Here is a 20,722-nt window from a genome sequence, read left to right on the forward strand (position 1 = left end):
TCAGTTCGCCTCCAGTTCGTTGAGAAAGTCAAACATGTCGCTCAGGTCTTCCTCTCGATTCGATGTCATGCACGCGGCCACGGCCTCGGCGTACTCCGCCAGGCTGCGGGCCTTGAAAATCAGCTCCAGGGCCAGGTCCGCGCCAAGCTCCAACTGCGCCTGGGCGGTGGCCTGGGTGGCCAGCAGCGAGTGCCCGCCCAATTCGAAGAAGTTATCCAGCAGACCGACCCGCTCGACCTTGAGCACCTGCTGCCAGATCGTCGCCAGGCGGCGTTGCAGGTCGCTTGCCGGGGCCTGGTAGGCTTCACTGCCGTGCAGCGCCTGGGGTGCGGGCAAGGCCTTGCGGTCAAGCTTGCCGTTGGGGGTCACGGGCAACTGTTCGAGCTGCATCAGCTGGCTCGGCACCATGTACGCCGGCAGCTGGCTTTGCAGCTGCGCCTTGAGTGCGCTGAGCCAGGTTGCAGGCGCCTCGGCCAGGCCGTCGCGGCTGGCGACCAGGTAACCGACCAGGGTCTTGCCATGGGCGCCGTCACGGGCCACCACCACCGCCTCGGCAACCCCTGGCTGGGCTTGCAGGCAGGCTTCGATTTCGCCCAGTTCGATACGGAAACCGCGCACCTTGACCTGGTGGTCGATGCGCCCCAGGCAATCGACGATGCCGCTGACGCGCTGGCGCACCAGATCGCCGGAACGATACAGGCGCCCGCCAATGCTGCCGCTCGGGTCGGGCACGAAACGCTCAGCCGTCAGCCCCGGACGGTTCAGGTAGCCACGCGCCACCCCATAGCCCCCCAGGTACAACTCACCCGCCAGGCCATCGGGCAACAGGTTCAATGCAGCATCGAGTACCTGCACGCTACGCTCGCCGACCCGGCTGCCAATCGGCGCGTACGCCGCACCACAGGTGTCGCTCGCCGCCGCTTTCCAGATCAGCGGGGTGACCACGGTTTCAGTCGGGCCATAGCCATTGATGATGAACTCGGGTTTGAGCGCCCGCCGCGCCAGTTCGAAACTGGCCTGCGCCACAGCGTCGCCACCAAAGCAATAGATGCGCACCGCTGGCGGGTTGCCGCGGCGCTCGGCCAGCTCGGCCAATTGCTGCAGGTACACCGGCGGGAATGCCGCCACCGTCACCCCGTGGCGGTGCAACGCCTCAAAGGTCTGTTCCGGGGTCCACAGGCTGTCGTCACGCAACAGCACGCGCCCGCCGTGGGTCAGGGTGGTCAGCCAGCGTTCGTGAGCGCCGTCGAAGGCAAACGACATGAACAGCAGCTCGCAATCGCTGGCGCTCATGCCGTAGCGCTCGCCGATCCGCGCGCAGTGCATGGCCAGCGGCCCGTGGGCCACGGCAACGCCCTTGGGCTGACCGGTAGAGCCGGAGGTGTAGATGATGTAGGCCAGGTTGTCCGGCTCGATCGCGACCACCGGCGCCTGTTGCGGCCAGTCGTCCAGGCACAGGCGGTCCAGGAGCAGCACCTCCAGCTGCGCCGGCAGTGACACCTCCCAGGCCAGGCGGGAGTCGCTGAGCAGCAAGGCCGCGGCACTGTCTTCGAGCAGGTAGGCCAGGCGCTCGGCCGGGTAATTGATATCCAGTGGCACATAGGCGCCACCGGCCTTGAGCACCGCCAGCAGCGCCACCAGCATCGCTTCGTCGCGGCCCAGGCCCACCGCTACCCGTACTTCCGGGCCTACGCCACGGGCGACCAGGGCATGCGCCAGTTGGTTGGCACGGCGCTCCAACGCGGCGAAGCTCAGGACCCGCTCGCCTTGCAGCACCGCCGGTTGTTGCGGCTGTTGCACAGCCCACTGGGCAATGCGCTGATGCACCAGCGGGTAATCGCCTGGCCCTTGCTGCAGGTTGCGCTGATGTGCCTGGGCACGTTCAGCGGCCAGCGGCAAGGCGATCTCGCCGAGGCGAACATCGCTGCCAGCCATGAACTGCTCCAACAGGTTGAGCACATGCGCCGCCAGGCGCTGCACCGCCTGCGCGCTGAACTGGCCGGCGGCATAGTCGAAGCCCAGGTGCAGCGACTCTCCCAGTTCCACAGCCAAGGCCAGCGGGTAGTGCGTCTGCTCGTGGCTGCGCAGCGGGCCGAACTGCAGGCCGCTGTCGGCCTGGCGCTGCAAGGCCTCGGCGACCGGATAGTTCTCGAACACCAGCAGGCTGTCGAACAACGCCTCACCGCCCAACCCCGCCCAACGCTGGATTTCGAACAGCGGCGTCGCTTCATGCTCACCCATGGCCAGGCTCAACGCCTGCACTTGCTGCAGCCACTGGCCAACGGTCAAGAACGGCTGCGGGTTGGCGATCACCGGCAAGGTGTTGATGAACAGGCCGATCTGCCGGTCGGCGCCGGGCACCTGGGCCGGGCGCCCGGCCACCGTGGCGCCGAAGGCTACGCTGGCCTGGCCGGTGTAGCGTTGCAGCAGCAACAGCCAGGCCGCTTGCACCAGGGTGTTGACGGTGACTTTACTGGCCCGGGCAAAGCTTACCAGGGCCTCGGTGCCTGAGCGGTCGAGGCTCTGCGCATAGGTGGCACGCCCGCCCGCCTCGCTTACCTGACCATAGGCGGCCAATGCCGGTGCCAGGTGCGTCGGCGCTTCCAGCCCGGCCAGGTGCTGCTGCCAGAACCCTGCGCTGGCCGCGGCGTCTTGCGCCTGCAACCAGGCAATGTAGTCACGGTAACGCCCGGCCGCCGCCAACGGGGTATGGCCGTGGTAGCGTTCGAGCACCTCGCCGAGCAACTGCGCATAGCTCCAGCCGTCCATGAGGATATGGTGGTTGGTGTAGATGAACTGGTAACGATCGTTGTCGCAGCGCACCAGGCTCAGGCGCAGCAACGGCGCCTGCTGCAGGTCAAACCCCTGCTCGCGGTCACTGCGCGCCAGGGCCTGTACCGCCTGGTCCAGGTCGGCACGCCCGCGCCAGTCGAACTCGGCGAAAGGCAACTCGACCTGCTTGCGCACAAACTGCAGCGGCTGGGGCAGTTCGCCCTGCCAGATAAACCCGCTGCGCAGGATGTCATGGGCCTGCAGGGTCTGCTTCCAGGCCTGGCGGAAGCGGGCAACCTCCAGCCCGCGCACCTCGACCTGCATCTGGTTGACGTAGTCCCCGTTGCCTTGGGCATACAGCGCATGGAACAACATGCCCTGCTGCATCGGCGACAGTGGATAGAGGTCGTCGATCTCGCCCGGCACCAATGGCAGGCTGTCGAGTTGCGCCTGGTCCAAGGCCGCCAGCGCCACATCCGAGGGGGTCAGGCCGCCCTGTTGCGGGGCGCAGCAGTGCTCGATCAGCGCTTGCAGGGCGGCGCTGTAGTCCTCGGCCAGACGGGCGATCAACGCAGGCTCGAATACCTCGGTACTGAAGGTCCAGCCCAGGCTCAACCGGCCTTCATAGACCTGGCCATTGAGGGTCAACGGCGCACCCAGCGGCGCATCCGGGCTCTGGTCGCGGCTACCGCTGTCGCCGGCCGGACGCAGCAAGGCCTGAGCGTCGGCAAAGCTGCCGTCGAACTGCCCCAGGTAGTTGAAGATGATCGGCGCGCCGGGCAATGCCGCCAGTTGCTGGCGGGTAGCCGGGTCGGCGAGGTAACGCAGCACGCCGTAACCGATGCCCTTGTTCGGCACCGCACGCAGTTGTTCCTTGATTGCCTTGAGCGACGCCCCCACCTCGGTCCGGGGCGTCAGGCGCAACGGGAACAGGCTGGTGAACCAGCCCACGGTGCGGCTCAGGTCCAGGCCTTCGAACAGCTCTTCACGGCCATGGCCTTCGAGCTGGATATGCAGGCTGGGTTCACCGGTCCAGCGGCAGATCACCTGCGCCAGCGCCGTCAACAGCAGGTCGTTGACCTGGGTCCGGTACGCCTGGGGCGCTTGTTGCAGTAACTGGCGGGTGGTTGCCGCATCCAGGCGGCTGTACAGCGTGTGCGCATGGCGGTTGAGCGCAGGCGCCAGCGATCGGCTGCCGGGCAACGGCCCGCCTGCGCCTTGACCCTGGGCCTGCCAGAACGCCAGTTCATCGCGCAGTTGCGGGCTGTCAGCCAGGCGTTGCAGGTGCTCGGCCCAGCCCTGATAGGCGCTGGTGCGTGCCGCCAATGCAACGGCCTGGCCAGCGTGCAATTGCCGGTAAACGCTCTGCAGGTCTTCAAACAGGATGCGCCAGGACACCCCGTCCACCACCAGGTGGTGAATGGCCAGGAACAGTCGCTGACTGCCATCGGCCAGGGTCGCCAACAGGCCGCGCAGCAACGGCCCCTGGGCCAGGTCGAGGCTGCGCTGGAGCTCATCGCACACGCGGGTCAACCCGGCGCTGTCCTGCACCCGGGCTTGAACCAGCAAGCCGGGCAACGGCGCCTGGCGATAGTGCGCCGACCAGCCCTCGGCTGATTCGACAAAGCTCAAGCGCAGTGCATCATGGTGCTTGACCAAGGCTTGCAAGGCCTGCTCCAGGTGTTGCGGGTCCAGGTGCTGCTGGGGCTCGAGCAACACCGACTGGTTCCAGTGCTGGCGCTCGGCGATGGCCTCGGCGAAAAACGCCTGCTGAATCGGCAGCAGGATCTGCTCGCCACTGACCTCGCCGCGGGCAAGCGCTGCGGGTGCCTCGCCGCGCCGGGCGACAGCGGCCACACCCTGGACCGTCTGGTACTGGAACAGCGCTTTGGCGCTGAAGTGGATGCCGGCCTGGCGGGCACGGCTGACCACCTGGATGGAGATGATCGAATCGCCACCCAGCTCGAAGAAGTTGTCCTGCACGCCCACCTGTTCACGCTTGAGCACCTCGGCCCAAATGGCGGCCAGCTGCCTTTCCATGGCATTGCGCGGCGCCTGGAACGCAGCCTGTGCCGCTACCTGCGGCAGCGGCAAGGCCTGGCGATCGAGCTTGCCGTTGGCGTTCAGCGGCAATTGCTCGAGCAGCAGCCAGTGCACCGGCAGCATGTGCTCCGGCAGGCGGGTGCGCAGGTGCGCCTTGAGCAGCTCCTGCAACCCCTGGTCAGCCCCGGGCGCGACGACATAGGCCACCAGTTGCGGCCCCTGGGCGCCAGGCTGGGCAAGTACCGCCACGGCACTTACCTGACGGTGCGCACGCAGGCGCGCCTCGATCTCGCCCAGCTCGATGCGCAGGCCGCGAATCTTCACTTGGTGGTCGATACGGCCAAGGTACTCGATGACCCCGTCGGCGCGCTGACGGCCCAGGTCGCCGCTGCGGTACAGGCGCGCACCGGAGGCCCCGAACGGGTCCGGCACGAACTGCTGCGCAGTCAGCCCCGGGCGCTGCAGGTAGCCACGGGCCAAGCCCTCGCCCCCCAGATAAAGCTCGCCAACCACGCCCCCAGGCACCGGGTTGAGCTGGGCATCGAGCAGATAGGCCGAGCGTGCCCCCACCGGGGTCCCGATCGGCGCATACGGCGCCGCTTCACCCGAGGGCTCGCAGGCCCAGATCAACGGGCTGATCAGCGCCTCGGTGGGGCCGTAGGCGTTGTACAGCTGCACGCCGCGCAAGTGCTCAAGCGCCGCCACTTGCTGCTGGCTCCAGGCTTCCCCGCCGAGAATGCAGGCACGCACGTTCAGCGCCGGGCTGCCCGGGGCGGCGGCCGCGATGATGCCGGTAAGGTAGCTGGGCGGCAGGTCGAGGACACTCAAGCCATGCGCTTGAACCTGGGCCAACAGCGCTTCATAGCTCCAGTGAGTCACGTCGCCGACCAGCAGCGCCGCACCCTGGATCAGCGGCATGAAGATCTGCTCGGCGGCCGCATCGAAACTCACCGAGGCAAACTGCAGCAGGCGATCTTCGGCGCTCAGTGCATAACGCGCTGCCGCTGCCTGGCAATGCATGGCCAGGGCGCCATGCTCGACCGCCACCCCCTTGGGCTGGCCGGTCGAGCCGGAGGTGTAGATGACATAGGCCAGGCTTTGCGCCGAGACCTGCGCGTGCTCCAGCGCCTCGCTCGAGCCACTGCCCAGCGGGTCTTCCAGCACCAGGTGCCGGCAGGTGCTGTCCAGCCTCAAGCCATCGAGCAGTTGCCGATGGCCGAGCAGCAACTGCACGCCACTGTCCTCGAGCATGTAGTTCAAGCGCTCGGGCGGATACTGTGGGTCCAGCGGCACATAGGCACCGCCCGCCTTGAAGATCGCCAGCAGCGCGGTCACCAGCGCCATGCCGCGCTCGGCGAGCAGCCCCACGCGCACCTCCGGGCCCACCCCGGCGGCGCGCAGATGACGGGCCAATTGATTGCTGCGCCGATCCAGCTCGGCATAGCTCAAGCGCTGCTCGCCCTCGATCAGTGCCAGCGCCTCGGGCTGCTGTTGCACACGCGCGGCAAACAGCTCGACCAGCGATTCGGCATGCACTGCCGGCGCCTGGCCGCAGGCACCGGCGAGCAACGCCTGCCATTGCCGGTCATCCTGCACGCGCAGTTGGCCGATGGCCTGCTCAGGCTGCTCGACCATGGCCCGCAACAGGTTCTGCCAGTGCCGGGCCATGCTTTCGATGGTCGCGGCATTGAACAGCTCGGCGGCATAGATGAAGGCCGCCTGGATGCCATGATCGGTTTCCAGGGTTTCCAGGGTCAGCTCGAACTGCGCCATGCCGCCAGGCAGCAGCATTTCCTGCGCGCTCAAGTGCGGCAGGCTGTTGCCCGCAGCTGCGGCACCGACGGTGTTGAGGTGGTTGTACATCACCTGAAACAACGGGTTGTGCTGCAGGCTACGCTGCGGGTTGAGCGCCTCGACCAATTTGTCGAACGGCAGGTCCTGATGGGCCTGGGCTGCCAGCGCGGTATCGCGCGCCTGCGCCAGCAGGGCATTGACCGAAGCCTGCGCCGCCAACGGCAGGCGCATCACCAGGGTATTGACGAAGAAGCCCACCAGGCCTTCGAGCTCTTCGGCGTTGCGGTTGCTGATCGGCATGCCGATGCGGATATCGTCCTGGCCGCTGTAGCGCTGCAGCAGCAGGGCAAACGAAGCAATGAACACCTGGAACAGGGTCAGGTTGTTGCGCCGTGCCAACTGGCGGATGCGCTGTTCGAGCTCCACCGGCAAGTGCAGCTCGACCCGCCCTTCCCGGTAGTGCTGGCCGGCCTGGCGCGGATGGTCGGTGGCCAGCTCCAGCACCGGGTGCTCGCTGCCCAGTTGCCCACGCCAGTAGTCCAGCTGACGCGCCAGCTCACCGCCTTCGAGCCAGCGGCGCTGCCAGTGCGCATAGTCGCCGTACTGCACCGCCAGCGGTGCCAGGCTCAGCGGCTGCTGGCGCTGGAAGGCGCCATACAGGGCGGCGAACTCACGCCCCAGCACGCCCATCGACCAACCGTCAGAGATGATGTGGTGCAGGGTCACCACCAGGATGAAGTGCTCGGCCGCCACTTCCAGCACCTTGACCCGCAGCAGCGGGCCACGCTCCAGGTCAAACAGCGTGGCGATCTCGGCGCCGACGCTGGCCTGGATCTGCGCGCTGTCCGCCTGTTCCAGGCGCTCCCAGCGCACAATGAGCGGATCATCGGCGTCGACCATCTGGTACAGGGTCCCTTGCTGCTGGCTGAAACGGGTGCGGAAGGCCTCGTGCCGAGCCACCAGGGCGGCAAAGGTCTGCTCCAGGGCGGTACGCTCCAGTTGCCCCCGCAACTGCACCACAATCGGCGTGTGGTATGCCTGGCTTTGCGGTTCCAGGGTCCACAACAACCACTGCCGCTGCTGTGCGAACGACGCCGGCAACGGCTGCCCTGGCGACACCCGCTGCAACGCCGGGCGGCTGCTGGCGGTGCCGGCCTGTTGCACCTGGCGGGCAAATTCGGCAAGCGTTGCGCTCTCGAACAGGCTGCGCAGCGGCACATCGACCTGCAGTAGCCGGCGCACCCGGGAAATAATCTGCGTGGCCAGCAACGAATGACCGCCAAGGTTGAAGAAATTGTCCTGCAGCCCTACCCGCTCGACCTCCAGCACCTGTGCCCAGATCTGTGCCAGCTGTTCCTGCACGGCGTTCTGCGGTGCCTGGTAGGGCACCTGCCGCGCCTGCAACTCGATGGCCGCCAGGGCGCGCAAGTCGAGCTTGCCGTTCAAGGTCAGCGGCAGCGCCGCCAGCACGACGTAATGGGCCGGCAGCATGTACTCCGGCAGCACCTCGCCCAGGCGCTGCTGCAGCTGTGCGGTAAAGGCATGTTCGCCGCTGTTGGCCTGGGACTCGTCCAGCACCAGATAGGCGACGATCTGCGCCTGGCCGCCGACAGTGGCCAGGCGGGTGACGGCGTCCCTGACCGCCACCTGGCGCCGCAGGCAGGCGCTGATTTCATCGAGCTCGATGCGGTAGCCGCGAATTTTCACCTGATGGTCTATACGCCCGTGGAAACGAATCTGCCCGTCGTCGCGGTAGCTGGTCAGGTCACCGGTGCGATACAGGCGCTGCCCGGCCTGGCCATGGGGATCGGGAACAAAACGTTCGGCGGTCAGCCCTGGGCGCCGGTGATAACCGCGGGCCAGGCCGGCGCCGCCGAGCAACAGCTCGCCATTGACGCCCGCCGGCAGCACCTGCAGGTTGCCGTCCAGCACCCGTGCGCACAGGTTCGGTAATGGCCGGCCCAACGCCGGGACGCTGCCCGGGCTCGGCTCGATCGGCGCCGTCAGCGCGCCCACGGTCGACTCGGTCGGGCCATAGTGGTTGATCACCTGGCACGCCGGCGCCCAGGCGGCAATGCGTTCAAGCAAGGCCGGCGAGGCCGCTTCACCGCCCAGCACCAGGCATTGGCGCGGCAACCCGGCACCACGGTGGCTGTCGCTGAGCAACGCCTCGATATGCGAGGGGACGATTTTCAGCACATCAATCTGCTCGCGCGCCATGTAGGCGGCAAAACGCTCGGCATCCAGGGTCAGGTCAAGGTCGAGCACATGCAGGGTGCAACCGGAGCACAGCGCGCCAAACAGGGTGGTGTGGCCCAGGTCGGCCGCAATGGTCGAGACCACCGCCATGCTTTGCGCCCCGGCCAGCGGCAGGGTCTGCAAGATGCCCTGGACATAGTTGACCAGCGAGCGATGGGCCAGGGTCACGCCTTTGGCCTGTCCGGTAGAGCCGGAGGTGTAAATCACATACGCCAGGTGCTCGGGGTCCAGCGCCAGCTGCAGGTCATCGTCACGGTATGCGCTGGTCGATGCCTGCTCGCCATCGAGCAGCAGCACCTGCAGCGTGTCCAGCGCCGGCAAGCGCTCAAGCAGGGCCTGCTGGGTCAACAGCAGGCTCACCTGGCTGTCTTGCAGCAGGTAGGCCAGGCGCTCGCGCGGATACTGCGGATCGAACGGCACATAGGCCCCACCGGCCTTGAGGATGGCCAGCAGGCCGACGATCATCTCCAGCGAGCGCTCAACGGCAATCCCCACCAGCACATCCGGGCCTACGCCCTGGGCCTGCAGATGGCGGGCCAGCTGGTTGGCCCGGGCGTTGAGCTGCTGATAGCTCAGGCTGCGCCCGGCAAAGGTCACCGCGGTGCGCTGCGGCCAGGCAACGGCTTGGCGCTCGATCAACTGGTGGATGCACAACCGCGCATCGCTCACCGTCGGGCTCGGGCCCGACTGCTGGAGCACCGCCTCGCGGGCCTGCGCCGAGAGCATCGGCAATTCGCCGAGCGCCAGCTGCGGCGCCTGGACCATCGCCGTCAGCAGGTTCAGCCAGTGTTCGGCCATGCGCGCGATGGTGGCCGGGGCGAACAGTTCACTGCGGTAGGTGAAGGCCGCATGCAGTTGCCCGCCGCGCTCGAAGGTGTCCAGGGTGAGGTCAAAGCGGGTGGTCCGGCTGGTCCACTCCAGCGCCTGCAACTGCAGGCCGCCAGCGCTATGCACGGCGCTCAGGTCGGCGACTTGCGGCTGATGGTTGTACATCACCTGGAACAGCGGATTGTGGCCACTGTCGCGTTCTACGCGCAGGCCCTCGACCAATTGCTCGAACGGCAATTCCTGATGGGCCTGCGCCCCCAGCGCCGTGCCCTTGATCTGTTGCAGCAAGGTACTGACGGCGGCACTGGGGTCGAACTGCAGGCGCAGCACCTGGGTGTTGACGAAGAAGCCGATCAGGCCCTCGACCTCACTGCGATTGCGATTGGCGATGGGCACGCCAATGCGGATGTCGTCCTGGCCGCTGTAGCGCTGCAGCAAGAGCCCGAAGCCGCCCAGCAACAGCATGAACAGGGTGATGTTGTGCTGGCGGGCGGCGCCGCGCAGTTGCTCGGCCAGCACTGGCGGCACACTGAATTCATGACGGGCGCCGACCTGGCTGGGCCGTGGCGGACGCGGATAATCCAGCGCCAGCGCCAGCACCGGGTGTTCATCACCCAACTGGGCGCGCCAGTAGTCCAGTTGCCGGGCCTGCTCACCCGCCTCCAGCCAGCGCCGCTGCCACAGGGCATAGTCACTGTACTGAATCGGCAAGGCCGGCAGTTCCAGCGCCTGGCCACGGTCGGCAGCGTCGTAACGGCGAATGAATTCGTCGATCAGCACGTTCATCGACCAGCCGTCGGCGACGATGTGGTGCATGACCAGCAGCAACACATGCGCCTGCTCGCCCATACGCACCAGGCTCACCCGCAGCAGTGGCCCCTGGGCCAGGTCAAACGGCAACAGGGCCTGGCGCTCGGCTTCGGCCCGTACCCAGGCTTCGCGCTGGTCTTCAGGCTGGTCGCTGACATCGTGCCGGGCAATCTGCAGCGCCTGCGTCACCGGCACCCGCTGCGGCAGGTCATCCGCCCCCTGGATGAACGCGGTGCGCAGGGTTTCGTGACGCGCCAGCAGGCCGGCGAAGGCCGCTTCCAGCGCCTGGATGTTGAGGGCACCGTTGAGGCGCACGGCGCTGGGCAGGTTGTAGGCGCCACTGCCGGGCTCCAGTTGCCAGAGCAACCACATGCGCTGTTGCGCATACGAAAGGCTTCCCTGATCGGCCGTTGCAATCTGCGCCGGAATCGGAAACTGGGCAAAGTCGACACCCTCGCGGCGAAGGCTTTCGAGGAAGATCCGGCGCTTTTCCAGCGGCAACTCTATGAATCGGCGGGCAAGCTTGCGAGCATCTTCGGCATTCATCGACTTTCATCCATCCAGAGGAACAACGAGCCCGCAGGCCCGGTAATTCAAGAAAAACGGATGACTGCGAAGGAAAATTAAGCGCAACTGGCCAGATCCCCCGGTGCCTCTGAAACATTTGCTTTCAACTAACCCTGCGGGTTTTACGATTCTCGTTCGTCTTATCTATTGCAGTCCCAAGGCTGAGCATCGGCTCGACCTCAATTTCTCTGAAAAGACACCTGCAATGTCCCAAAAACCGAAAAAGTCCAAATCCAGACTGTGGTTCCTGGTCCATAGCTGGCTTGCCCTGCCGATCTGGTTCTTCGTCCTGATCGTCTGCGTTACCGGCACCCTGGCGGTGGTCAGCCAGGAAATCGTCTGGCTGGCCAACCCCGATGTGCGCGCCAGCAAGCCCGATGGCGACGCCGAGCGGCTGAGCTTCCAGCAGGTGCTCGATGCCCTGCACAAGGCCGAACCGGACATGGCGGTGCGCTTTATCAGCCAGCCGGATGGTTCGCACTTTGCACTGACCGCGGCGGTGACCTTCCCCGATGGCAGCGCGCCGACCCTGTACGTCAACCCCTACACCGGGGCGATCCAGGGCAAGAGCCCATCGTTCAACTTTGAGGCCTTCACCCGTGCCTTGCACGGCTGGTGGCTGGTGCCGTTCAGCAACGGCTACAGCTGGGGCTGGTACCTGGTGTCGCTGCTCGGCCTGCCGATGCTGGCCTCGCTGGTCACCGGGCTTGTGGTCTATAAACGGTTCTGGAAGGGCTTCTTCAAGCCGACATTGCGCTTTAACCATGGCGCGCGGATCTTCTGGGGCGACTTCCACCGCCTGAGCGGCATCTGGTCGATCTGGTTCATTGCGGTGATTTCCATCACTGGCACCTGGTTCCTGATCCAGGCGATCCTGGCCGACAACCACGTCACGATCTCCACCGAGCCGGTGGTGCCAGTGATTGCCCGCGAAGACGTGCCACGCACCGAAGCCGGCACACCTGCCCCGCGCATCAGCCTGGATGACGCCACGCGCATCGCCAAGGAGCAGATCGCCGGCCTGGACGTCAGCTTCATCTCCCTGCCCGGCAACGCCTATGCCCACCTCTACCTGGGCGGGCGCGGCTGGTACCCGCTGATGTTCCAGACGGTCAACGTCAACCCGTACAACAGCAAGATCGAGTCGCAGTTCCTGATCGACGACCGCTCGACCCTGGAGTTCGTTACCGAATCCATGCGACCGCTGCACACCGGTGACTTCGGCGGCCTGACCATCAAGCTGATCTGGGCCTTCTTCGGCCTGGTGCTGTCGATGATGGTGTTGAGCGGCCTGCTGATCTGGACCAAGCGCACCGCCCAGGCCACCGCCGCTGCCCTCAAGCGCGAGCGCAAGCCGCGCAAGCAGGCCACCACCGCTACCGATACCGTCACGGAGGCGAGCCTATGAGCAAGGCAGCCGTTATGCCGCAAAGCCCGTTGAGCCGCTTCTGGCACAAATGGCGCTTTCACCTGAACATCCTGCTGTTGCTGATCCCGCTTGGCTTCATGCCCAAGTATTTTGCCGACGCCGCGATGTTTCGCGGTGACAGCGGCCTGGGCGAGCGTGAGCTCGGCGAGGTCAAGGTCGGCCCGTGGAGCGTGCAACTGGCCGAATTGCGCGACGAGGCACCGCGCGCCGATGGCCCTGCCGGTTACTTCAAGGCGTTCAATATCGCCCTGTGCCAGGCCTGCATCGCCGAGGTCAAGGCCGCTTACCTGCGCATCGGCAAGCCGCGCAGCCTGCGCGCCGCCGGGACGATCTTCTTCGGCACCCCGTACCGCATGAGCACCGGCCTGCCGATCCCGCTCAAGACCCGTGCGGACGCCGAGCTCTGGATCACCCTCGAAGGCTGGGACGGCAGCATGCACCAGGCCGCCGTGCCGTTGAGCAAGGCCTCGCCGGCTACCGTTGCCTGGCTGAACAAACAAGGAGGCAAATGATGAAATTTCGTAAGCAGCTCCTGCCCTTGCTGCTGCTCGGCGCTGCCGGCCAGGCGTTGGCACACAACCCGATGTGCGAATGCAAGGCCGTCGACGGCGGCCAGATCCAGTGCACCGGCGGTTTTTCCGATGGCAGCGGCGCGCCGGGGGTGACCCTCGATGTGATCGGCTATGACGAATCGATCCTGGTGCCCGGCAAGCTTGGCGATGACTCGAAGCTGACCTTCAAGCGCCCGGACGGCGAGTTCTACGTGCTGTTCGACGCCGGCCCCGGCCACGTGGTGGAAATCGACTACGCAGATATCGAGCAATGAGCCGCGTCCAGGTAGTGCGCCCGGCCGGCGCCGGGCATGAAACCCTTTACGTGCTGCTGGTCAGCCTGCTGATTCTGGCCGTGGCCGCCGGCATCGTTGCCCTGCGCGGCGAACGCCTTGACGAGGTCAGCATCGAAGCCCATCAGCTGGATGCCCGCCGCGACCTCAATGCCGCCGAACAAGGGGTGTACGCCGACTTGCGGGTGGCGTTCGACGAGATCCAGGCGCGCCGCGAAGACGAGCCGCAACTGCTGGCCGTCGAGGTCCTGGCCGAGGAAGGCTTCCCGCCCTTCGTGGCCGACGCCAGCGCCGCCAGCCGCGGCCAGCACCAGTGGCAGCTGCTGGCGCCGCGCGCCTACCTGGGCCTGAGCCAGGCCCGCGAGGTGGCCGGCAGTTTCCTCCTGCTGGTGCCCGAAGCCGAGGACGGCGCCGCTGACGTCTGGTTGCAGCGCAGCGCCAGCGCCAGCGTGCCTGCCGACTTCAGCCAGGCCGCCCTGATCGCCGCCGGCTGGCAACAGATCGCCGCCCACTACGACGCCGGCGTCACCCGCCAGCATCGTCATTGACACAAGGACGCCCCATGTTTCGCGCCACCCTCGCCCGTCGCCTTCTCAGTGTGTTCCTCGCCTGCGCCCTGCCCGCCCTGGCCCTGGCCGATACCGGCAAGCCGCTGCGCATCGGCATCACCCTGCACCCGTACTACAGCTACGTGAGCAACATCGTCGGTGACAAGGCCGAGGTGGTGCCGCTGATTCCGGCCGGCTTCAACCCCCACGCCTACGAGCCGCGCGCCGAGGACATCAAGCGCATCGGCACCCTGGACGTGATCGTGCTCAACGGCGTTGGCCATGATGATTTTGCCGACCGGATGATCGCCGCCAGCGAAAAACCCAACATCACCACCATCGAATCCAACAGCAACGTGCCGCTGCTGGCCGCTACCGGCGTGGCCGCGCGCGGCGCCGGCAAGGTGGTCAACCCGCACACCTTCCTGTCGATCAGCGCCAGCATCGCCCAGGTGAACAACATCGCCCGCGAGCTGGGCAAGCTCGACCCGGACAACGCCAAGTACTACAGCCAGAACGCCCGCGCCTATGCCAAGCGCCTGCGCAAGCTGCGCGCCGAAGCCCTGGCCCAGGTCACCGAAGCGCCGGGCGCGGAGTTTCGCGTGGCGACCATCCACGCCGCCTACGACTACCTGGTGCGCGAGTTCGGCCTGGAAGTCACTGCAGTGGTGGAGCCGGCCCACGGCATCGAACCCAGCCCCAGCCAGCTGAAAAAGACCATCGACCAGCTCAAGGCCCTGGACGTGAAGGTGATCTTCTCGGAGATGGACTTCCCCTCGGCCTATGTCGAAACCATCCAGCGCGAATCGGGGGTGAAGATCTACCCACTGACGCACATCTCCTACGGCGACTACAGCAAGGAGAAGTACGAAGTCGAGATGAAGCGCAACCTCGACACCGTGGTGCGGGCGATCAAGGAGTCCCAGGCATGACCGTGGCCCAGCCGCTGCTCAACCGCGCCTGCGGGCCGGACATCGCCTTTGCCGAGGTCGACCTGACCCTGGGCCGCACGCGGATCCTCGACAAGGTCAGCTTCAACGTCACCGCCGGCAGCGTGCATGCGCTGGTCGGCCCCAACGGCGGTGGCAAGAGCTCGCTGATCAAGACCCTGCTCGGGCAGATGCCGCACCAGGGCCAGTTGACCCTGACCTGGCCCGGCGACGAGCAGATCATCGGCTACGTGCCCCAGGCCCTGGAGTTCGACCGTGGCCTGCCGATGACCGTCGATGACTTCATGGCCGCCATGTGCCAGCGTCGCCCGGCGTTTCTTGGCCTGTCACGCAAGGTGGCGCCGGCCATCGATGCCGCGCTGCAGCGGGTCGGCATGCTCGACAAGCGCAAGCGGCGCATGGGCGCCCTCTCCGGTGGCGAGCGCCAGCGCGTGCTGCTGGCCCAGGGGCTGATCCCGGCGCCGCAATTGCTGGTGCTCGACGAGCCGATGTCGGCGCTGGACGAAGCCGGTATCCAGGTATTCGAACGCCTGCTGCACGACTGGCGCGCCGCCGGCACCACGGTGCTGTGGATCGAGCATGACCTGCAAGCCGTGGCGCGCCTGGCCGACCGCGTCACCGGCCTCAGCCGCCGGGTGCTGTTCGACGCGCCGCCAACCCAGGCGCTGACCCCGGAGCGCCTGCTCAGCCTGTTCTCCATTCACCCGCGCAGCGAGAGCACCGCCTGATGAACTACGAAGAATTTCGCCTGCTGATCCAGGGCTGGGCTACCGCCGGTTACCTGCCAGAAGCCCTGGCCTATGGCTTTGTGGTCAATGCCCTGCTCGCCGGCCTGATGATCGGCCCGGTGCTCGGCGGCCTCGGCACCCTGGTGGTGGTCAAGCGCTTTGCCTTCTTCTCCGAAGCCGTCGGCCATGCGGCGCTGACTGGGGTGGCCATCGGCATTTTGCTTGGCGAGCCCTACACCGGCCCCTATGGCAGCCTGTTCGGCTACTGCCTGTTGTTCGGCATCCTGCTGAACTTTTTGCGCAACCGCACCGGGCTGTCGCCCGACACCCTGATCGGCGTGTTCCTCTCGGTGTCGCTGGCCCTGGGCGCCAGCCTGCTGCTGATGCTGGCCGGCAAGATCAACGTTCATATCCTCGAGAACGTGCTGTTCGGCTCGGTGCTGACCGTCAGTGGCCAGGACCTGCTGGTGCTCGGCATCGTCGCCAGCCTGGTGCTGGCCCTGGCCTTGCCGTTGTACAACCGCATCATGCTGGCCAGCTTCAACCCGCAACTGGCAGCGGTACGCGGCGTCGCGGTGAAACGCCTGGACTACCTGTTCGTGGTACTGGTGACCCTGGTCACCGTAGCAGCGGTGAAAGTCATCGGCGCGATCCTGGTCGGCGCCCTGCTGGTGATCCCGGCAGCCGCGGCGCGCCTGATCAGCCAGTCGCTCAAGGGCTTTTTCTGGGCCTCGGTGCTGATCGCCACCCTGAGCACCCTGGTGGGCATTCTGCTGCCGATCGTCTTCGACCTGCCGGTGCCTTCGGGTGCGGCGATCATCCTCGTCGCCGGCTGCTGCTTCGCCCTCGCCGCCCTCGCCCGCGGCCTTGTTCCACGCCTGCAAGGAAACCCGGCATGACCTTCAAACTCCAGCACCTGTGCCTGGCCCTGGCGCTCGCCGGCCTGCCCACCCTGAGCCTGGCCCAGAGCGCCCCGGCAGCGGCCAAGCAAGCAGCGGCCGGGGTTACCGTCCTGGCGTCGCTGCCGGTGACCCACAGCCTGGCCAGCGCCCTGCTCGACGGCACCTCGGTGAAACTGCAACGGGCAGCGCCAGCGAATATTCCGGCCTCGCGCCAACCGTCGTACTTCAGCGGCCGTGGTGGCGCCAGCCTGCAAAAAGCGGCCGGCGGCGCCGATGCGGTGATCGGCCTGCGCTCGATCTGGAGCGACGATCCGCTGTACCCGGTGGCCCGGCGCAGCAATATCCGCATCGTCGAAATCGACGCCGCGCGCCCGGTGGATGGCGCCCTGCCGGGCATCGCCGTGCAGGGCAGCAATGCCTTTGCCGGCTACCCCTGGCTCAACCCGAGCAACCTTGGGCGCATGGCCGATGTCCTGGCCAACGACCTGGGGCGCTTGAGCCCGGCGGACCAGCCGAAAATCCAGGGCAACCTGGCGGCCCTCAAGCGCCAACTGCTGGAGCTCAGCGCCGGCAGCGAAGCGCGGCTGGCCGAAGCGGACAACCTCAGCGTGGTCAACCTCTCGGATCGCCTGGATTACTTGGTCAGCGGCTTGAACCTGGACCTGATCGATCACCCGCAGGTGGCCGATGACCAGTGGGATGCGGCGGCGCTCAAGCGTCTGGGCGATGAACTCAAGGGCCAGGACGTGGCGCTGGTGCTGCATCACAAGCAGCCAAGCAAGGAAGTGGCCGAGGTGATCGCCGCGTCCGGGGCCAAACTGCTGGTGGTGGAGACCGATGCGCAGGATTCGCTGGCGGGGCTGAAGGCCAGTGTCGAGCAGGTGGTGGGGGCGTTGCTGGCGGGTAGCAGCTGAGGGCCTCATCGCGGGTCAAGCCCGCTCCCACAGGTATTGCAGTGTTCTCAGGGTGTATGCAAGACCTGTGGGAGCTGGCTTGCCAGCGATTGCTTCACCACCGACTCAACGTTTCATGCAGCGCTGATAGCGCTCATCCACCCGCTTGGCAAACCAGGCCGTGGTCAGTTTGCGGGTGATCTTCGGGCTCTTCAGTTCAATGCCCGGTAGCTGCGCCCGCGGCACGGCCCTGCCCGCCGTGCCATCGGCCAGGGCATAGACACCCTTGTACAAGCGGGTGTCTTCGAACGCCAGGCTGTCGCCCTTCTCCAGCTGGTCGCGGATGCTGACGTTGCGCAAATCCAGCTTCACCCCCAGGCGCCTTGCTGCCTTTTCGGTGGTACCCGGCATGATCGCCCCCGGCGCGATCAGGTCGCCGTCCAGGGCCAGCTGCACGCCCGTGGCGCGGCTCAAGGCACTCTGGAACGCCGCGTTGCGACTGGCGTACCAGCCGGCATTGAAGTCGCCAAAACGATAGAGCGGGCGATCATAGTGGGTGGGGTAGCCGAGCAGGTGAGCGATGCCAAAATACAGGCCGCCACGGCGGCTGAAGACTTCCTGGCGGATGGTCCCGCCATAAGTGTAGGGGTAGCCCTGGGCATGCTGTTCGGCAAAGTCGATGCTCACCTGCATCGGCCCACCGGTACGCACCGGGTTCAAACCTCCGAGCAGGGTCTTGCCCATGGGCAAGGCGCCGATCAATTGATCAAACAGGTCGCTGAGTTCTTTTTCGCTTCGCACCGCATCCAGGCGCTGGCCGTAGGTTTTGCCGGTCGGCGAGCGGGTTTGCAGGGTGGCGTCGATCAGTAGTTTGGGGATGTGCAGGCTGGCCGCGCGGCGGTCGATCTCTTGCCGGGCGATGCGGCCCAGGCCCGGCACTTTCGGGTCGGCCTGGAAGGTCGATTCCTGTTCGGTGACCGCCAGCACCGCGCACAGGTTGCTCTTGCTGGCGCTGATCTTCTGTGCGGCGAAGGCGCTCTGGATATCCCGCGCCCAGCCTTCACGGTCCTTGGTGCTGGCCGGCAGCAGGCGCACGATCTGTGCGCGCACCTTGGCCGGGGCCTGCTCAGGCGCTTCACGCTGGGTGACGCAGCCCTGAACCGTTAACAGCACGCTGATAACCACCAGCCAACCGGGTACTTGCATGGGCTCTCCCGCCACATCTGGCAACAGCTGCACAGTAGCGGCGGTCGGGCACGACTGCAATCAGCAGCCTGGTTTGCTCAGTTGCGTGCCGATGGTCACCGCGGTGATCGCCACCGGTTTGAAGCTCTGCAAGGCGACCGGGTCGAAACTGCGTTCGCAGTTGTATTTGGTTTCCATGACAAAGTCTTCGCCCTTGTGCTTCTTCATCTCGTCCGCCCATGTGTTCGAGGCAGCGATGGCCGCGTCGTCGGTGAGCATGACTTCGGCCAGGACCTGGGTGAAGCCGACCGCACGCGGCCCTTCCCACAGGGCATACACCGACGGATCGGCGGCGTTGCCACACATTTCCAGGCAGTCGGCATAGAACTCCAGCGGGCCACCGGTAGACTCATGCAGCGCGGCAAAGGTCAGCGGCTGGTTGGCTGGCGGGGCGAAGGTGCCGATGAACGAGCTGAGGTCGGCCTTGCAGGTCGGCGACAGCTCCAGGCGCAGGTCGTTGATGCTGCCACCGGTAGCGTCGGCAGTGATCTCGCAGCCCTGCACCTTGTAGGTGTGCTTGTCGCCTAAGCTGGTGCGGGCGATGCCTGCGACCGACTCGAAGTACTTGAGGTTGGTGCCGAGCATTTCACCGTTGAAGACCTGGGCGACAGTGGCCTGGGCCTGGGCGAACAACGGCAGGCAGACCAGGGTCAGGGTCGAGCCGATAGTCAGCAGTGCACGCGGTTTCATCTGAACATCCTGTAAGCAATGAAGTGGCGCGCACTTTAATGCAGCGCCGCGCACAACACCACTGGCCAGTGCCCGAGCCCGACGCTCACGGCTGCTCGCCAACCATGTAGGTCTTGCTGACAGCGCGGAACTGTTCGTGGGCCGAGCTGCCGAGCAACTCGAAAATGACCATCTCGCGGGTGACGATCTGCGCCCCGGCGGCACGCATGCGGGCAATGCCAGCATCGCGGTTGTGGGCGCCGCGACAATCACAGGCGTCCTCGACCACGAATACCTGCTTGCCCAGTTCCAGCAGGTCGAGCACGGTTTGCAGCACGCAGATATGGGTTTCCATGCCACAGACGATCACCTGCTCGCGGGCCAGCAGCGATGCCGGCAGGCACTGGGCAGCGACGCAGGAGAAGTGCAGCTTCTCGACCACCTGAGCCGCCGGCGAGGCCTCCTTGAGCTGCGCCACGGTCGGCCCCAGCCCCTTGGGATACTGCTCGGAAAATACCGTTGGCAGGCCCAGGGTAGCGGTCGCCGCCAACAACCAGCGGGTGCGCGCCAGGGTGCCGGCCGGGTCGCTCACCGCGCCAATGAGTTTTTCCTGAACATCGATGACCAGCAGGCTGGCCTGGTTCGGCTTGATCAACATCGCGTGCACCTGTGCTCTGGCTAAACCCCAAGGCTCGCCCATTCGCCGTCGCTGCGTCAATGTTCAAGCCGACAGGCGATGAGGTTCCAGGGCGGCGCTGAGCACGCCGAGCACCCGCTCTTCATGCTCATGGATGAAGAAGTGGCCGCCAGGGAAAATGTCCAGCGAGAAGTCGCCGAGCGTTTCCTCGCGCCAGGCCAGCAATTGCGCTTCGCTGGCCTTGTCGGCCTCCCCGCCCAACACATGCACTGGGCAACGCAAGGGCCCACGCTGGCGATACACATAACGCCCGCACAGCATGAAATCGGCACGCAGCACCGGCAGGGTCAGGCTCATCAGCTCCTGGTTGGCCAGCACCTCTTCCGGTGTACCCTGCAGCGTGCGCAGCTCGTCGATCAGTACCTCATCGCTTTTGGGCTCGCGCCAGTTGCCGCCGTCGTAATCTTCGCGGCGGGTTGGCGCAGCCGTGCCGCAGGCAAACAGTGCCACCGGTGGCGGGCAGCCCAGGGCCTGCAGTTCGTGGGCCAGCTCGAAGGCCAGCAAGGCCCCCAGGCTGTGCCCGAGCAAGGCATAGGGCTGGCTGGCGGCCAGGCGCTGCTCATGGGCAAGCTGGCGCGCCAGCACCTGCATGTCGGTCAACAGCGCCTCGCCCAGGCGCGCGCCACGCCCGGGCAGCTCCACCGGGCGCAGGTTCAGCCAGGCCGGCAGCTTGCGCCGCCAGCGGCTGTAGACCATGGCACTGGCACCCGAGTACGGCAGGCACAACAGGGTCAATGCAGACAC

13 protein-coding genes are annotated in these 20,722 nt (G+C 66.3%); 8 read left to right on the forward strand and 5 right to left on the reverse strand.

Features of this window, described 5'->3' with window-relative positions; genetic code table 11:
* Complete coding sequence (locus KHO53_RS01010) at nucleotides 1-11,052, reverse strand: non-ribosomal peptide synthetase (RefSeq protein WP_213569860.1); 11,052 nt, start codon at nucleotides 11,050-11,052, stop codon at nucleotides 1-3.
* A 226-nt stretch (nucleotides 11,053-11,278) separates the two neighbouring features.
* Between KHO53_RS01010 and KHO53_RS01015 the strand changes: the two genes are divergently transcribed.
* Genes KHO53_RS01015 through KHO53_RS01050 form a run of 8 tightly spaced genes read left to right on the forward strand, consistent with a single transcriptional unit; the run spans nucleotide 11,279 to nucleotide 17,388 of the window.
* Entirely contained in the window at nucleotides 11,279-12,481 is a 1,203-nt protein-coding gene (locus KHO53_RS01015) for a PepSY-associated TM helix domain-containing protein (RefSeq protein WP_213569861.1), read from the forward strand.
* The gene (locus KHO53_RS01020) at nucleotides 12,478-13,014 is read left to right on the forward strand and encodes a PA2404 family protein (protein ID WP_010222472.1); all 537 of its coding nucleotides are present in this window, start codon (nucleotides 12,478-12,480) and stop codon (nucleotides 13,012-13,014) included. Before KHO53_RS01015 ends, KHO53_RS01020 begins: the two co-directional genes overlap by 4 nt.
* A complete protein-coding gene (locus KHO53_RS01025) occupies nucleotides 13,011-13,328 on the forward strand; it encodes a hypothetical protein (RefSeq protein WP_193384792.1) in 318 nt (105 codons plus the stop codon). Before KHO53_RS01020 ends, KHO53_RS01025 begins: the two co-directional genes overlap by 4 nt.
* A complete protein-coding gene (locus tag KHO53_RS01030) occupies nucleotides 13,325-13,894 on the forward strand; it encodes a DUF6162 family protein (RefSeq protein ID WP_159388921.1) in 570 nt (189 codons plus the stop codon). The genes KHO53_RS01025 and KHO53_RS01030 overlap by 4 nt, the downstream gene beginning before the upstream one ends.
* A gap of 14 nt (nucleotides 13,895-13,908) precedes the next feature.
* On the forward strand, nucleotides 13,909-14,826 hold the full coding sequence (locus tag KHO53_RS01035) for a metal ABC transporter substrate-binding protein (protein ID WP_010222476.1): 918 nt from the start codon (nucleotides 13,909-13,911) through the stop codon (nucleotides 14,824-14,826).
* Complete coding sequence (locus KHO53_RS01040) at nucleotides 14,823-15,572, forward strand: metal ABC transporter ATP-binding protein (protein ID WP_213569862.1); 750 nt, start codon at nucleotides 14,823-14,825, stop codon at nucleotides 15,570-15,572. The genes KHO53_RS01035 and KHO53_RS01040 overlap by 4 nt, the downstream gene beginning before the upstream one ends.
* Entirely contained in the window at nucleotides 15,572-16,471 is a 900-nt protein-coding gene (locus tag KHO53_RS01045; protein WP_010222479.1) for a metal ABC transporter permease, read from the forward strand. The genes KHO53_RS01040 and KHO53_RS01045 overlap by 1 nt, the downstream gene beginning before the upstream one ends.
* A complete protein-coding gene (locus tag KHO53_RS01050) occupies nucleotides 16,468-17,388 on the forward strand; it encodes a metal ABC transporter solute-binding protein, Zn/Mn family (protein WP_213569863.1) in 921 nt (306 codons plus the stop codon). Before KHO53_RS01045 ends, KHO53_RS01050 begins: the two co-directional genes overlap by 4 nt.
* A gap of 105 nt (nucleotides 17,389-17,493) precedes the next feature.
* Here KHO53_RS01050 and KHO53_RS01055 read toward each other — a convergent pair whose 3' ends face one another.
* From KHO53_RS01055 to KHO53_RS01070, 4 genes are all read right to left on the reverse strand, one after another.
* A complete protein-coding gene (locus tag KHO53_RS01055) occupies nucleotides 17,494-18,573 on the reverse strand; it encodes a DUF1615 domain-containing protein (RefSeq protein ID WP_213569864.1) in 1,080 nt (359 codons plus the stop codon).
* A 60-nt stretch (nucleotides 18,574-18,633) separates the two neighbouring features.
* The gene (locus KHO53_RS01060) at nucleotides 18,634-19,302 is read right to left on the reverse strand and encodes a hypothetical protein (protein ID WP_036996299.1); all 669 of its coding nucleotides are present in this window, start codon (nucleotides 19,300-19,302) and stop codon (nucleotides 18,634-18,636) included.
* An 85-nt stretch (nucleotides 19,303-19,387) separates the two neighbouring features.
* Complete coding sequence (locus tag KHO53_RS01065) at nucleotides 19,388-19,939, reverse strand: hydrolase (RefSeq protein WP_213569865.1); 552 nt, start codon at nucleotides 19,937-19,939, stop codon at nucleotides 19,388-19,390.
* Nucleotides 19,940-20,002: 63 nt separating this feature from the next.
* Entirely contained in the window at nucleotides 20,003-20,722 is a 720-nt protein-coding gene (locus KHO53_RS01070) for a thioesterase II family protein (RefSeq protein WP_100782399.1), read from the reverse strand.

The organism is Pseudomonas sp. RC2C2 (genome assembly GCF_018390435.1).
GTDB classification, from domain to species: Bacteria; Pseudomonadota; Gammaproteobacteria; order Pseudomonadales; family Pseudomonadaceae; genus Aquipseudomonas; species Aquipseudomonas donghuensis.

What these genes read in the sequence shown, in the direction of transcription:
- KHO53_RS01045 (WP_010222479.1), top strand. Translation starts at nt 15,572, where the DNA reads ATGAACTACGAAGAATTTCGCCTGCTGATCCAGGGCTGGGCTACCGCC.
- KHO53_RS01050 (WP_213569863.1), top strand. Translation starts at nt 16,468, where the DNA reads ATGACCTTCAAACTCCAGCACCTGTGCCTGGCCCTGGCGCTCGCCGGC.
- KHO53_RS01020 (WP_010222472.1), top strand. Translation starts at nt 12,478, where the DNA reads ATGAGCAAGGCAGCCGTTATGCCGCAAAGCCCGTTGAGCCGCTTCTGG.
- KHO53_RS01065 (WP_213569865.1), bottom strand. Translation starts at nt 19,939, where the DNA reads ATGTTGATCAAGCCGAACCAGGCCAGCCTGCTGGTCATCGATGTTCAG.
- KHO53_RS01060 (WP_036996299.1), bottom strand. Translation starts at nt 19,302, where the DNA reads ATGAAACCGCGTGCACTGCTGACTATCGGCTCGACCCTGACCCTGGTC.
- KHO53_RS01055 (WP_213569864.1), bottom strand. Translation starts at nt 18,573, where the DNA reads ATGCAAGTACCCGGTTGGCTGGTGGTTATCAGCGTGCTGTTAACGGTT.
- KHO53_RS01010 (WP_213569860.1), bottom strand. Translation starts at nt 11,052, where the DNA reads ATGAATGCCGAAGATGCTCGCAAGCTTGCCCGCCGATTCATAGAGTTG.
- KHO53_RS01035 (WP_010222476.1), top strand. Translation starts at nt 13,909, where the DNA reads ATGTTTCGCGCCACCCTCGCCCGTCGCCTTCTCAGTGTGTTCCTCGCC.
- KHO53_RS01030 (WP_159388921.1), top strand. Translation starts at nt 13,325, where the DNA reads ATGAGCCGCGTCCAGGTAGTGCGCCCGGCCGGCGCCGGGCATGAAACC.
- KHO53_RS01015 (WP_213569861.1), top strand. Translation starts at nt 11,279, where the DNA reads ATGTCCCAAAAACCGAAAAAGTCCAAATCCAGACTGTGGTTCCTGGTC.
- KHO53_RS01040 (WP_213569862.1), top strand. Translation starts at nt 14,823, where the DNA reads ATGACCGTGGCCCAGCCGCTGCTCAACCGCGCCTGCGGGCCGGACATC.
- KHO53_RS01025 (WP_193384792.1), top strand. Translation starts at nt 13,011, where the DNA reads ATGATGAAATTTCGTAAGCAGCTCCTGCCCTTGCTGCTGCTCGGCGCT.